Raw genomic sequence first — 14,663 nt, forward strand, 5'->3', positions numbered from 1 at the left:
TTGTAACATTTTTGTAACAGTCTTATAGTGTGGAAATAAAATCAAATATATTCACTAATATAGCAAAAAATTTATGATATTGTAACTGGAATTTTTTATCATACCACGACTTATCAATGAACATAATTAAGATGTTATAAAAAATGTAAAATTACACTCTTATAATCAAATACTTATAAATTCTAATCTTGAACTCTATGTATTAACTTTATAGATTATAAATTAAAGTTTTGTACTAAATTATTTAAATTTTCAGCCATCATAGAAAGTTTTTCTGATTCTTTTGTAACTTGTTGGGAAATACTCTTAACTTCATCTGTAACCTCAAGCACTTGTTGACTCCCGGCAGCCAACTCTTCAGTAGAAGCTGTAGTCTCTTCAATATGAGTTACTGTATCATCAATTGCATTATTAACTAATTTAAAAGCTTCACCAGCCTCTTTAATAATTCTCTCACCTGCTTGAGATTCTTTCTTACCTGTAGTTATAGCTTTAATTGCTTCCTTTGATTTGGACTGTATCTCTCTAATTAAACTATCAATGTTATTAGTCGCATTAGAAGTCTCTTTAGCTAAATTTCTAATTTCTTCTGCTACAACTGCAAAACCACTACCCGCTTCACCCCTACGAGTTCCTCTAGCAGCCTCTATACTAGCATTTAGAGCCAAAAGATTGGTCTGATCTGCAATTCTATCAATTAGTTCAGTAATCTTGCCTATTTCTTCTGATTGTTTACTAAATTCACCTACAACTTCTGCTACATTTTCAACTGTTTCTTCTATTTTTATCATTTGATCAACAGAACTTCTTATTTTAGTATGTCCTTCCTGAGTGATATTTACTACTTCATAAGAAAAATCCATCACCTCTTGACTATTTACAGCCAGTTGATCAACCCCCCCAGACATATCATCAATTATTGAAGATGCAGAATTAATAGTGGCATCTACCTCTATAGATAATGATGATAACTCTTGACTAAAACCTGTAACTTCATTACTAGCACTTGATATATTACTTAATAATTCACATAAATTATCTACCATAATATTAAAAGATCTAGCCAAATCCTCAATCTGATCATCTGTTCTAATCTTTAATTTCTCTACTTTAAGATTACCACTAGCTATTTCCCGACTATAATTAGCTAATTTCTCCAAAGTATTAACAAGATTATTCTCTAATAATCTAATAATAACTAGTGACATTATTATAGTAGCTATTATTGAAACCATAAAAGACCTTCGGGTTAATCCTAAGTTCTGATTAAAGATATCCAAGGAATTTTCACGCTCTTCAACAAAAATTTTATTTAAAGAGTTACTTGCTTGAATCATGTCATCTCTAGTATTAACTAAAGCAACCATTGGAACCCTATAATTAACAATACCCCTATAATCAGGAAGCTTTTCTCCATTCTTAATTCGCCACACTGGGATTAATTGCTTATTAAAAATATCATTATAAGTTTGATTTAAACTAATTAACTCTTCTAATAGAAATTCAATATCTCTATTTTTGACCTGATTCTTTAAGTGATCAATAACCTCTTGAAACTCCTTTTCATGATTATTAAAATGTCTAACAGCCTTTGCTTTTCTATTATTATCCACTAAATCAATTGCATCTATATATTTACCTCTAACTATAGTAGCTAATTTCAAAATATAGTGCATATTGTCACCAGCTGCCTCTAAATTTTCAACACTATTATTTATATTATTCAAAAATAGTATGTTAACTCCAGATCCTAATAAGAAAACCAATATCACAGCACCAAAGCCTAAAAATAATTTAATTTTAAATTTTAAGTTGTTAAACTTCTTCCCTAAAATATTGTTAGCCTTTATCTTATTACCAAAAGATAATATTTTATTCTTAATTACTTTAATAAATTTATTCATTTGGATAAGACCTCCAGATTATCATTTTATATATTTAGTCCCAACAGAAGATATAACCCAGTTTATCTATATAGATAAACTGGGTTATATCATGAAATTCAATTTTATTACTGCTTAATTAATATTTTCTTTGTTAACTTTTTGAAACTCAGGAGTTACAGGATAGAACCCTTCTTCGATAGCTAAAGCTTCTCCTTTTTCACTTAATTCGTATTTTAAGAACTTTAAGATTGCTCCACTTGGCTTACCATTAATGTATTGATTTAATGGGCGAGCTAATGGATAAGAACCATTCTTAACATTCTTAGGATCTAATGGAGTAGCTCCATTAACATTCATTACATTTAATCCTGCTACTGCTTTACCATCCTTAGCAGCATAACCTATTCCTACATAACCGATAGCACTTTTATCAGCTTTCACAGCTTCAACAATCTGAGCATTACCATTCATTCTGTTCATACTAGCAGAATATTCACCTTTTAATACATTATCACGGAAGTAAACAAATGTACCAGAGCTATTTTGGCGTCCATATAAAGTAATTGGCATATCAGGTCCACCAACTTCTTTCCAGTTAGTAATTTCTCCTCTAAAGATAGCACCTAAATCTTCTATACTTAAGTTCTTTACAGGGTTATTGTCATTTGTAACAACACTTAATCCATCCATAGCTAGTACAATTCTATAAACATCTATACCATTATTTTCAGCCATTTTAATCTCTTTATCTTTCATCACACGAGAAGCATCTGCAATATCAACTGTTCCATTGATTAAAGCTTTGATTCCAGTACCAGATCCACCACCAGTTACTGAAATAGACACATTAGGATTATCTCCCATATAATTTTCAGCTAAAGTCTGAGCTAAGTTTACAATTGTATCAGAACCTTTAATTTGGATATAAGCTTTTTCATCTTTCTTATCATCTCCACCAAATATCCACCAAGCGTTAACCTTTCCTGTTACAGTAAATAAAACACTCACTGCTAAAAGTAATACTAAAGATAAAGCAATAGTTTTGTTCTTAAACATTAAAAATTCCTCCTCTTATTTTCTTATTAATTTATTTTTCTCTCAACTCTCAATGAAATTATAGCAAGGCTTTTTTGCAAGGAGATTAAGATAATGTTAACAAAATGTTAAAACAGAAAATTTTATCAATTTATTTTTAATATAAAAAAGATACCATTAGATAATGGCATCTTTTCTATAATTTTAGTATTTAGCTAAATATATTATTGACCTTATTATACATAAGCTGATATCACAAAACTAAATCGGCAATTCTACGCTAAACCTGGTTCCTTGACCAATTTCACTTTCTACACTTATATTCCCCTGATGCTCTTCAACAATATGCTTCACAATGGATAAACCTAAACCAGTACCTCCAAGTTTTCTACTTCTAGCTTTATCTACTCTATAAAAGCGTTCAAATATCCTTGGTAAATCATCTTCAGGTATACCAATTCCATTATCTTCAACTTCTAAAATTAACTTCTCTTCCTTTTGATCTACACTAACCTTAACTTTACCGCCTTGAGGTGTATATTTGATAGCATTATCGATCAGATTGATCATCAACCTTGATAACTGATCTTGATCAGCCTGAATATTAGGTGCCGAAAGATTTAAATCTGCTACTAAATTAATATCTTTCTTTTTAGCTTTAGATTCTAATAATAAGATTGTATCATCTATAATCTTAACTATATCTACATCTTCTTTAGACTTATAATTAGAATGCGATTCAATCTTTGAAAGATTCAATAAATCTTCTATTAATCGCTGTAGACGATCAGCTTCTTCTTTTATAATATTTAGAAAAGAATTATAGATATTATCACTAGGTTTACTATCTAATAAAGTCTCTACATACCCCTTAATCGAGGTTAAAGGAGTTTTTAATTCATGGGATACATTTCCTACAAAATCCTTTCTCATCTCTTCTAACCTTCTAATATCAGTAATATCCCTTAAAACTGCAACAACACCTACAGTACTTTTATTTGCATCTTGAATAGGAGCAATTTGAATTCTAAAAATTTTCTGTTCAGGAACTAACATTTCTAATTCCTCTGTAATAATTTGATCTTCTTTTAAAGATTTTTCGACTAACTCATCTAATCTATAATTCTTGGTAACTTGAATTACTGAATTATCTAAGACCTTATCTTCTTTAATTCCAAAGATCCTTTCTGCTGCTAAATTAAATAATATTATCTTTCTATCTTGGTTAACAGCAATTACTGCATCTCCAATACTTGTAACAATTGCTTCAATCTTGTTCTTCTCAGCAGAAATCTCTTGTACCTTATCTCTAACTCTATTGACCATATGATTGAACATTTGAGCCAACTTTCCTACTTCATCCTGAGTTCTAATCACTAAATTCTGATCTAAATATCCATTAGCAATCTTCTCTGCTACAAAAGTAATTTCTTCAATAGGATCAGTAATCTGATTAGTAAACTTTAAAGATAATAATATTCCAATCAGAATGGTAGTAAACACTGTTTTTAATAACACTGTCCAAATACCCTTATATAACTCTCTTAACTTATTAAGAGTTAAAGAGGCCCTAATAAAACCTAGCAACTTCTCTCCATCTTTAATAGGTAAAGCTATATATTTCATATTAATATCTAAAGTGGAACTATATCTAATCTCTTTTCCTAAACTTCCTTTTAAAACCTCTTGTATCTCCGGACGCCCCAAGTGATTCTCCATCTTCATAGGATCTTTTCTAGAATCAGCTAATACCTTCCCTTTTGAATCAATAATAGTGATTCTAGTTTCTAATTCTTTTCCATAATCTACAATTGACTTGTCTAAACTATCATAATCCTTATTCTCCAAAACTGGCTTAATAATACTAACTATTAAATTCATTTCCTTAATTAATTTTCTTTCTAACCAAGTGGAAAAATAATTTTCTAATGACCTTTGTAAAATATAACCAGCAAACACCAAAGTGGCTATTAACAAAATTAAATATAAAGCTACTATCTTGGTTTTAATACTTTGCAGTCTTTGTAACATAGAAATCTCCTTTACTTATAGCTAGTAGCTATTTTATCTCTTTAAATTTGTACCCTACACCTCTAACTGTTAAAATAGGTTCTTCCTCACTATGATTTCCTATCTTCTTTCTTAATCTTCTAATATGTACATCTACAGTCCTAGTCCCACCGTGATAATCATATCCCCATAATTCATCTAGGAGGTAACTTCTTGAAAAGACTTGACCAGGATGGGTCATTAAAATTGCTAATAATTCAAACTCTTTTGGAGTTAAGTTTATCTCACTTCCATTTACCTCTACTCGATATTTATTTAAATCAACTTCTATAGCTCCTAGCTCTATTATCTTATCTGTTTTTTCTTCTTTACTGTCTATTCTTCTTAAAACTGCTTTAACTCTAGCAATTAATTCTCTAGGGCTAAAAGGCTTGGTAACATAATCATCAGCCCCCAACTCTAATCCTAGTATCTTATCAATCTCTTCTCCTTTAGCAGATAACATTATAATTGGAGTTCTTTTTAATTGATTATCCTTTCTAATTTGACGGCAAACATCAAAACCATCTAATTTAGGCAACATTAGATCAAGTACAATTAAATTCGGATTATTCTCTTTAGCCTTATTGATAGCCTCTTCTCCATCATAAGCTGTTATAACTTCATATCCTTCCTTTTCTAAGTTAAACTTAACTAACTCCACAATATTTACTTCATCATCAACCACTAAAATCTTATTTGTCATAAATAATCCTCCATTATATTAATTTCCACTCTGTTCTATACTAAAAAATAGAAATAAAATTCCCTACCTTAATACTATATGATTAGCTATCTTTTAGTTTCAATTTCTACTTTATCTCTTAATTTCTCATCCTATACTTATAATATACAACTAATTACTAATAAAAATCAACTATATTAAAGTAATTAGACTTAATTTTAACATAATGTTAACATATTCCACTAGATATATTTCTATTTTTTATCACTAAATAAATAAGAAAAAGAACTTCTCTAGAGAAGTTCTTTTTCTTATTGATTATATTTCAAATTTCTCAATTAAATTTTGTAATTTTTGGGCCATCTGAGATAATTCTTGAGATGAATTACTTATTTCCATCGACATAGCATCTACCTCTTCAGCAGCACTCATAATTTGATCACTATTTTCTGCTAAGCTCTGGGTAGATCCTACAGTCTGTTCAATCTGGGCTGATATTTCTTCACTAGAACTTTCAATCTCTATAAATATCTCTCCAGTTTCTTCTGCTATCTTTTCTCCTTCAACAGCTTGTCCTTCTAAGTTCTCAACAGCCTTCAAACCATTTTTTGAACGTTGTTGTGTTCTTTCAACTAAAGTTCTAATCTTATCTGTAGCTTTAGCAGTTTCTTCCGCCAATCCTCTAATTTCATCGGCCACTACTGCAAATCCTTGCCCATGCTCTCCTGCTCTAGCAGCCTCAATAGCAGCATTTAAAGCTAATAAATTAGTTTGTTCTGCTATATTAGTAATAAGTTCTACTATCTGACCAATCTCTTTAGAATTATTATCTAAATCTTCAATTATCTCTACAGTGTCTTTAACAGAACTACTTATCAATTTAATACTATTAACTGTTTCTTTTATATTATTACTACCTTGCTGAGTATTGCTATTAGACTGTTCAGCAAAATTACTTATCTCCTCAGTACTAGCTGATATTTCTTGAATTCCAGCTGACATCTGCTTGATTAATTGATTCGTTGTTTCAATACTAGCATTACCCTCTTGTGCCGATGCTGAAAGTTCTTGGCTATAAGCAGATAATTCTTCCGCTGTATTCAATAAATTAATGACAATGTTTCTTAAATTATCTTTCATTTCACTAAAAGCTATAATTAATTCACCAATTTCATCATTTCTTTCAACCTCTATATCTGCTATATTTAAATTCCCTTTTGCTATCTCTTTAGCTGTATTAATTAATTTATCTATTGGCTTAGTAACAATCTTATTGAAATATAAAGAAAAAGCTACAATTAATATTAATATAACAATTCCATCAAGAATAAAACTAAAACTTACTCTTTTGCCCAATTTATTGACAAAGCTTAAATCTTGAGTAACTCTAATCATCCCTTTTACTTGATTTGTAATAGGATTATATAAAGGAGTATATAGATCTAAATTCCCTTGCTGATTGACTTCACGTACTTCTTGTCCTTCTTTAACTCTTTCAAAGATAGACTTATCCTCTAATAATTCTCCTATCTTCCCTTTATCATCTTCTTTTGAAGTAATCACCAATCTGTTTTTATCATAAATTCTAATATTCCCTGAAATAGTTCCTTTTAATTTAGAAAGTAACTTCTGATCAAAACTAAAACCTGTTTGTAGTGTTCCTATCACTTTGCCTTTATCTTTAATAGGAACAATCGCTCTAATAGCAAATCCACTCTTTCCAGCTTCCATTACTGTTGATTCTTCTCCCTGCAATGCCCTTTGAATAGATCCTTTAGCACTCTTATCATCACCATATTTATTTGGATTATGAGCTCTTAAAAATACTATTCCTTCACTATCACCATATTCAAAAACATCTAATCCTATTTCTTCTTGTAAATGCTTAAAAATTGGAGAAATAATCTTATTTAATTTAGCTCTATCTTGCTCTTTAAATGCCGATATAATCTTCTCATTGCTAGAATAACTATCTGCTGCTAATAAAGTTTGTACTGTCTTCTCCTGAAAATACAGTTCTGTTGCATTGCTAGCTTGATCTATTCTATCAACAAGCAACTTTTCTATACCAGCTTTTGCTTGTCTAAATAAAACAGTGCTTACAATTAATACTGGAATAATTGCAGCTAAAACTAGAACAATAATCAATTTCTTTTTTAAAGTAATATTTATCACTTGTATTCCCCCCTCTTAATTAAACTTGATATATTAATGCAAATATCTAAAATTTTATTTTAATTGTATAAATAATTAATATAAATTGAAAATTCTATTTATTAATTCTATATAAATATAATCAATCCTCTAATTTAATTATTTTTTATAATATAATGCTATTTTCATGTATTTAATTGCTTTAATTCTCCTTTTTTATATTTTATATTTTTTAATCTCATTAAAAAAGTGAGGATCCTCCTAGGATCCTCACTTCTAATTCAATTAATTTAATTCTTCTCCTGCTCTAGTACCCGTTTAATTTCTTCAATTGCTGGCCCACCTATTGTATCTCGTGCATCTACACAGGTTTCAATAGCAATAGCATGATAAATATCCTCATCAAAAACATCAGAGAATATCTTCCATTCAGCTAAACTTAAATCAGATAACTTCTTATTCTCCTGAATACAATATAATACCGTCTTCCCTACTACTTCATGGGCCTCTCTAAAGGGAATTCCTTTATCTACCAGATAATCTGCTACATCAGTGGCATTAACAAAACCACCTTCCGTTGCATTCTTCATATTCTGAGCTTTAAATTTAGTATTTGCCATCATTCTCGCAAAAATCTCCAAACTAACCTTAACTGTATCCACTGTATCAAATAATCCTTCTTTATCTTCCTGCATATCTTTATTGTAGGCTAAAGGTAATCCTTTCATTGTTACTAATAGTTGAGTTAAATGACCATAGACCCTTCCAGTCTTCCCCCTAACTAACTCTGGGATATCAGGATTCTTCTTTTGAGGCATAATACTACTTCCAGTACAAAATGCATCAGATATCTCTACAAAATCAAATTCAGAGCTAGACCATAAGATTAATTCTTCACTCAAACGACTTAAATGCATCATAATTGTAGAAGAAGCTGCTAGAAATTCAATTACAAAATCCCGATCGCTAACTGCATCTAAACTATTCTGGCTAACTCCTGTAAAACCTAATTCTTTAGCAACAAATTCTCTATCTATTGAAAATTTAGTACCAGCTAAAGCTCCAGAACCTAATGGTAAGATATTAACCCTTTTATAGCAATCGCTTAACCTTTCATAGTCTCTCTTTAGCTTCTGTTGATAAGCAATTAAATGATGAGCTAATCTAATTGGTTGAGCTCTTTGCAAGTGAGTATAACCAGGCATAATAATATCGATATTCTCTTCTGCAAGATCTAACAATACTTTTTCTAATTGTTTAACTAGTTCCTTAATTTGATTAATTTGATCTCTGAGATAAAGTCGTACATCTAAAGCAACCTGATCATTTCTACTTCTGGCTGTATGTAATTTTCCTCCTACTGCCCCTATCTTATCAGTTAACCTCTTCTCAATATTCATATGGATATCTTCTAGCTCTACTGTAAATTCAAATTCTCCTGAGTTTACTTCTGCTAAAATTTCCTCTAAGCCTGATATTATCTCTTGACTATCTGCTTTAGAGATAATTCCACAATGAGCTAACATTTTAGCATGAGCCATACTACCTTCAATGTCATATTTTGCTAACTTATAGTCAAAGGCAATTGAAGCATTAAACTCTTCTACTAATTTATCTGTGCTTTCTTGGAATCTACCATCCCATAATTTCATAATCTTCACTCCTTTTATTAACTTGTCCATATTTGAATATCTATTCAAATATTATTCATACTTATATTTAATTTCCTCTACTTAAGATTTATTATACTATATAATAATCGGGCGAATAAAATCGCCCTTTATTTAAAAATATCTATATTCTTTTAACTAGCTTTGCTCTATCATAGTCTTCATCTTCTCTGACCTTCTCAATCCTATAGCCTAAATTTTTATAAAAAGCAATAATCTTTTTTAAACTATAAGGAGAATATAAAATAATCTTTTTAGCACCATCATCTTTAGCTCGATCTTCTACCTCAGCAATTAGCCTACTACCAACCTTAGCACCTCTATATTCAGCAAGAATGCCTAATCTAATTAGATAAAAATTATCATTCTTAGCATAATACCGCACAGTCCCAATTGCCTTGCCTTCTATCTCAGCTATTAAGACTTCTTTTTCTACTATATCCCTTTTAACATCTTCTTTACCTTCTAACAAAGCTGGAGTAGTAGGAAAAAGAGACTGGTAGGTCTTAAATACATTCTTAGTTAAGTTAAAGACTAAATTACTATCCTTTAATTCAGCCTTTCTAATTTTGACCATACCATTTCTCCCCCTATTTCTTGACTATTTCTTATTTACTGTACCATGAACCTTTAATGGTAAACCAAATAATTCAATAAATCCAATTGCTGCATCATGATTAAATACATCAGACTTCTCATAAGTAGCTAAGTTCTCCTGATACAATGAATTATTTGACTTTCTACCTACTACTGTCGCATTTCCTTTATATAATTTCACTTTGATAGTTCCATTTACATACTGTTGAGTAGTCTCTACAAAAGCATCTAAAGCAGTCTTTAATGGTGAGAACCATTGACCATAATAAACTAACTCTGCATATTTTTCGGCAATTAATTCTTTATAATGATAAGTCTCTCTATCTAAAACTAAATCTTCTAAATGGCGATGAGCAGTCATTAATATAGTAGCCGCTGGTGCTTCATAAATTTCACGAGATTTAATTCCTACTAAACGATTCTCTACCATATCAATTCTACCTACACCATGTTTAGCACCAATTTCATTTAACTTACTTACTAATTCTACTGCTCCATACTCCGTACCATTAATAGCTACTGGTTCTCCTGCTTTAAATTCAACCTCTATATACTCAGCTTTGTCAGGAGCATCTTCTGGTGCAGTTGTAATTTGATATACTTCTGCTGGTGGTTCAGCCCAAGGATCTTCTAAAATTCCACATTCGATACTAATCCCCCATAAGTTACGATCTATACTATATGGACTTTCTTTAGTAGCACCTACTGGTATATTATGCTTTGCTGCATATTCAATCTCTTGACTTCTAGCTTTAAACTCCCACTCTCTTAATGGAGCTACAATCTCAATTCCTGGAGCTAGCGCTTGAAAAGAAACATCAAATCTCACCTGATCATTTCCTTTACCTGTACAACCGTGTGCTACAGCATCAGCACCTTCTTTCTTGGCAACATCAATCATCTTCTTAGCAATTAATGGTCTAGAATAAGCTGTCGCCAAAGGATATTTTGCTTCATATAATGCTCCCGCTTTTAAACCTTTAAAAACATATTCTTTTAAAAATTCTTCTTGCAAATCTTCTATATAAATATTACTGGCACCTGTATTTAATGCTTTTTCTTCTAAAGGTGCTAAATCTTCATTCTGTCCTACATCTGCTGAAAAACAGACCACCTCAACATCATATTTATCTTGTAACCATTTAATAGCTACTGATGTATCTAATCCTCCCGAATAAGCCATAACAACCTTATTAATCTTCTTCTCCATATTAAACTCCTCCTAATATTATATTTCTTAAATGTATTATTTTCACTTTTGTTAGTATGATTATACATGTTGGTGTATAAAAATACAACACAAATATAAAAGTCTTAATTTTCTGACAATTGCTGCAAAATAATAAATCAATAACTTTTCTATTAATCTATTATTTATTAAAACTTATTAACCATTTTGATTCTTAGCAAATCAGAAGATATTGTATTGATACTTTGTATTATTTAATTTGCCCTATATAATATTGAAATATTGACTTATCAGCACAAAGTGTAAACTTTATCCTTATTTTAAGTAGATAATATTATGTAACATATCAAAACCTAAAACTATCTAGCCAGATTAAAATAAATAATATTATATTACCTTGTCTTTTTTGTTATCTATTTTAATCAACATAACTCCTACTAATATAATAACTCCCACAAAAAGAAAACCACTACCATAATTACTAAACAAAGTTAATTGCCCATCAGGAATTGATTCTCTAAATTCTGGCGTTAATAGAAAACAAAAAAATGAGAAAATAACAAAAACACAAAACCCTGAAGCTGATACTAATAGAATCCCCAAATTCTTTCTCCATTTACCACTTCTATATATTAAAATAGCAATCACTGTAAAAACTACAGTTAAAACTCCCAATACACCAAGCAGTATCAATTTAATTGGATACATAGGTTCATTAAGAAAAGCTAATAATTCCACAGAATATAGAAAAAATCCTGCCATTATATAAAAAGCAATTCCAAATATCTTTCTTAACATCTATTCTCTTTCACCTTCAACAAAGTAATTATTCGCTGGTGATCGAAAAAGAAAAAAGATAACAATTAATAAAATAACTAATCCAGGAATCATAGCCATCTTCATAGGTGATGTTAATAAACTAAATATAAAACTAAATATACTCCAAATAACATAAGTATATCTCCCCCAATTTAGTCCTTTTAATATAGCAATACCACTTGTTATAGTAATTATTAAGCCCACATACATTATAATATTCTGAATGAAAATAGGTACAGGGCTCTTTTCCATAATCTTTATAACCTCAGGATTATTCAAACTGAATGTAGTACCAATTAATGAAAGCCCTCCAGTTATGATTAAAATCCAAGCAATTACAGTTATAGATGTCGGTCTTTTTTTCATATTAAATCTCTCCTTCTGCTAAATGATATTTTTCACTACATATATATATTAATATGTTACATAATATTCTTACACTCTATATAGATAAACAACTCTAAAATTAAATTTAAATATGTCGTTATAGAAAGATAAAGCGACAGTTTCGGCGATAGGAGATAGGTGATAGGTATTAGGAAAAACTAACTCCCAACTCTTAGCACCTATCACCTAAAAGTGTCTCTTTACATCCATTAAATTTCACTTTAGACTTGGACATATATAAACCACTATTACGAATAAATACTTTGAAACCAGATTAATTCCTTAAAAGAAGTTATCACAATGACATATCCCTGAAATTATCAAATTTATTCTTAATATAAAATAAACTAAGTAAATAATTCTTTATAATAATATAAATCCCTTCATAACTACAAATTAAAGTAACTTATCAAAAAAACTCCAGTAAAAAAATACTGGAGTTTTTTCTTGATTGTTATAGCTTTGTACCCTCTGGGATAAGATTAGAAGTTGAAATGTCAATCAGCATTGTTTGTTTAAGCTCTTTACTTTCTGCTAAAAGCTTTTTCAAATCATTACTATTCTCTACTCTTACACCCTTAATACCACAAGCTTCTGATAACTTTATAAAATCAGGATTGCTTAGCTTGACTTCATCCACTTCTAGGTTAGACACTAACATTTTATTCTTCTCCATTGCTAAAACAGAATTATTAAAAACAATAATTCTAATAGCTAAATTATATCTTTTAGCTGTCAAAAGCTCTGCTAATACCATCCCTATTCCACCGTCACCAATAATAGCTGTGACAGGAAGATTAGGATAATTAATCTTAGCAGCTAAAGCAGCGGGTAAAGCAAAGCCCATTGTTCTCCACTTACCTGAGATTAATACTTCTTTGCAGCTATTACTAAAATATCTACCAAACCAGACTACACTATCACCAGAATCAAGACAGATAATCTCATCTTCACTAATATATTCACTGATAGCTTTAATACTCTCTTTAGGACATATCCCTTTTCCACCATTTTTAGATTCTTTAGACAAGTTATTTGAATATAACTCCCTTACTCCTTCTACCTTATCTCTCCATACTTGATTCTCTTTTTTAGATACTTTTTCTAATAATAGATTAATTGAATCTTGAATATTAGCTAAAACACCTACTTCCACAGGATGATTCATTCCAATATTCTCTTTAATAGCATCAAATTGAATTACTTTAGGCTCTCGTGGCACATAATTCATTGGCCACCAAGTAGCTCCTAAGATAATAATTAAATCTGCTTCTTCTAATAAATTATTAGTCTTATTATTTCCTGTATGACCTAATCCACCTAAATATAATGGTTGTTGATATTCAATCATTCCTTGAGCTGCTAAGGTAGTAATCAATCCTCCATTAATCTTATTGGCAAGCTGTAGTAATTCTTCTCTACATTCTTTCGCACCTCTACCATATAATATTATTGGTTTTTGAGCTTGATTTATGAGATCTACTGCCTGATTAATCAATTCCTCATCAGGTAATATAGTTTCATCTAAATGAGGTAGATAATCACGAGGTTGAGCATTGGTCTTTTTATCCCACATATCCATAAGAACTACTAAGTGACTAACTCCACCTTTAGTTATTGCTTCAATCATTGCCTTTACCATTAAATCTACTATAACTTCAGGATTGCTAACAATAGCAGAATATACAGTAAGCGAATCTGTTATATTCAGCTGCTTAATGAACTGATTATAATTAGTACCTATATTATAGCTCTCTACTTGACCTGTAATTAAGAGCATAGGTGTCCGGTCACTACAAGCATCAGCAACACCATTAACAATATTAGCTGCACCTGGTCCACCATCGCCAACACAGACAGATAACTTTCCTCTTAATTTCGAATCAGCAGAAGCCATCAAACTGGCTGCACTCTCATTTTTAGTACTATAAAATTTAATTGGAGACTCTTTTAATGCTGAAATAAACTTCAAAATGCTATCTCCTGGATAACCATAAATATGGTTAACACCCCATTTACTTAGCTGTTCTATCATCACCTTAGTTAATTTCTGCGACATATAAACACTCCTTTAATTGAAGGTATCAATATTATAGTTACCTTAATATAAAGTGTTTATTATTTTTATTAGCCCAAAAATAATTATACTATATCTAAGCTCATATAAATTAAAAACTAGTTCAAAATCAATT

General features: G+C 30.2%; 11 protein-coding genes. All 11 read right to left on the reverse strand.

Going from position 1 to position 14,663, the window contains the following annotated elements; genetic code table 11:
* Positions 1-215 precede the first annotated feature (215 nt).
* The 11 genes from OREMA_RS0101500 to OREMA_RS0101550 all read right to left on the reverse strand — a co-directional run bounded on the left by OREMA_RS0101500 (position 216) and on the right by OREMA_RS0101550 (position 14,530).
* On the reverse strand, positions 216-1,904 hold the full coding sequence (locus OREMA_RS0101500; RefSeq protein ID WP_018247519.1) for a methyl-accepting chemotaxis protein: 1,689 nt from the start codon (positions 1,902-1,904) through the stop codon (positions 216-218).
* Between the two features lie 114 nt (positions 1,905-2,018).
* Positions 2,019-2,942 (reverse strand): PstS family phosphate ABC transporter substrate-binding protein, encoded by a 924-nt coding sequence (locus OREMA_RS0101505; RefSeq protein WP_018247520.1) that lies wholly within the window; start codon positions 2,940-2,942, stop codon positions 2,019-2,021.
* Positions 2,943-3,182: 240 nt separating this feature from the next.
* Positions 3,183-4,952 (reverse strand): two-component system histidine kinase PnpS, encoded by a 1,770-nt coding sequence (gene pnpS / locus OREMA_RS0101510; protein WP_018247521.1) that lies wholly within the window; start codon positions 4,950-4,952, stop codon positions 3,183-3,185.
* A gap of 28 nt (positions 4,953-4,980) precedes the next feature.
* Positions 4,981-5,676, reverse strand: coding sequence for a response regulator (locus tag OREMA_RS0101515; RefSeq protein ID WP_018247522.1), 696 nt, complete (start codon positions 5,674-5,676; stop codon positions 4,981-4,983).
* Positions 5,677-5,973: 297 nt separating this feature from the next.
* On the reverse strand, positions 5,974-7,830 hold the full coding sequence (locus OREMA_RS18115; RefSeq protein ID WP_018247523.1) for a methyl-accepting chemotaxis protein: 1,857 nt from the start codon (positions 7,828-7,830) through the stop codon (positions 5,974-5,976).
* Positions 7,831-8,099: 269 nt separating this feature from the next.
* Positions 8,100-9,461, reverse strand: a complete 1,362-nt coding sequence (gene argH, locus OREMA_RS0101525; RefSeq protein ID WP_018247524.1) for an argininosuccinate lyase — start codon at positions 9,459-9,461, stop codon at positions 8,100-8,102.
* Positions 9,462-9,603: 142 nt separating this feature from the next.
* A complete protein-coding gene (locus OREMA_RS0101530; protein WP_018247525.1) occupies positions 9,604-10,056 on the reverse strand; it encodes a GNAT family N-acetyltransferase in 453 nt (150 codons plus the stop codon).
* Positions 10,057-10,080: 24 nt separating this feature from the next.
* On the reverse strand, positions 10,081-11,286 hold the full coding sequence (locus tag OREMA_RS0101535) for an argininosuccinate synthase (protein ID WP_018247526.1): 1,206 nt from the start codon (positions 11,284-11,286) through the stop codon (positions 10,081-10,083).
* 366 nt (positions 11,287-11,652) lie between these two features.
* Positions 11,653-12,063 (reverse strand): hypothetical protein, encoded by a 411-nt coding sequence (locus OREMA_RS0101540; protein ID WP_018247527.1) that lies wholly within the window; start codon positions 12,061-12,063, stop codon positions 11,653-11,655.
* Complete coding sequence (locus tag OREMA_RS0101545; RefSeq protein WP_018247528.1) at positions 12,064-12,450, reverse strand: hypothetical protein; 387 nt, start codon at positions 12,448-12,450, stop codon at positions 12,064-12,066.
* 475 nt (positions 12,451-12,925) lie between these two features.
* On the reverse strand, positions 12,926-14,530 hold the full coding sequence (locus OREMA_RS0101550; protein ID WP_018247529.1) for a thiamine pyrophosphate-binding protein: 1,605 nt from the start codon (positions 14,528-14,530) through the stop codon (positions 12,926-12,928).
* Positions 14,531-14,663: the final 133 nt, after the last annotated feature.

The organism is Orenia marismortui DSM 5156 (assembly GCF_000379025.1).
GTDB classification, from domain to species: Bacteria; Bacillota; Halanaerobiia; order Halobacteroidales; family Halobacteroidaceae; genus Orenia; species Orenia marismortui.

Bases quoted from the DNA above. Each gene is read 5' to 3' on its own strand.
- OREMA_RS0101500 (WP_018247519.1), bottom strand. From the start codon at position 1,904: ATGAATAAATTTATTAAAGTAATTAAGAATAAAATATTATCTTTTGGT.
- OREMA_RS0101505 (WP_018247520.1), bottom strand. From the start codon at position 2,942: ATGTTTAAGAACAAAACTATTGCTTTATCTTTAGTATTACTTTTAGCA.
- pnpS (WP_018247521.1), bottom strand. From the start codon at position 4,952: ATGTTACAAAGACTGCAAAGTATTAAAACCAAGATAGTAGCTTTATAT.
- OREMA_RS0101515 (WP_018247522.1), bottom strand. From the start codon at position 5,676: ATGACAAATAAGATTTTAGTGGTTGATGATGAAGTAAATATTGTGGAG.
- argH (WP_018247524.1), bottom strand. From the start codon at position 9,461: ATGAAATTATGGGATGGTAGATTCCAAGAAAGCACAGATAAATTAGTA.
- OREMA_RS0101530 (WP_018247525.1), bottom strand. From the start codon at position 10,056: ATGGTCAAAATTAGAAAGGCTGAATTAAAGGATAGTAATTTAGTCTTT.
- OREMA_RS0101535 (WP_018247526.1), bottom strand. From the start codon at position 11,286: ATGGAGAAGAAGATTAATAAGGTTGTTATGGCTTATTCGGGAGGATTA.
- OREMA_RS0101540 (WP_018247527.1), bottom strand. From the start codon at position 12,063: ATGTTAAGAAAGATATTTGGAATTGCTTTTTATATAATGGCAGGATTT.
- OREMA_RS0101545 (WP_018247528.1), bottom strand. From the start codon at position 12,450: ATGAAAAAAAGACCGACATCTATAACTGTAATTGCTTGGATTTTAATC.
- OREMA_RS0101550 (WP_018247529.1), bottom strand. From the start codon at position 14,530: ATGTCGCAGAAATTAACTAAGGTGATGATAGAACAGCTAAGTAAATGG.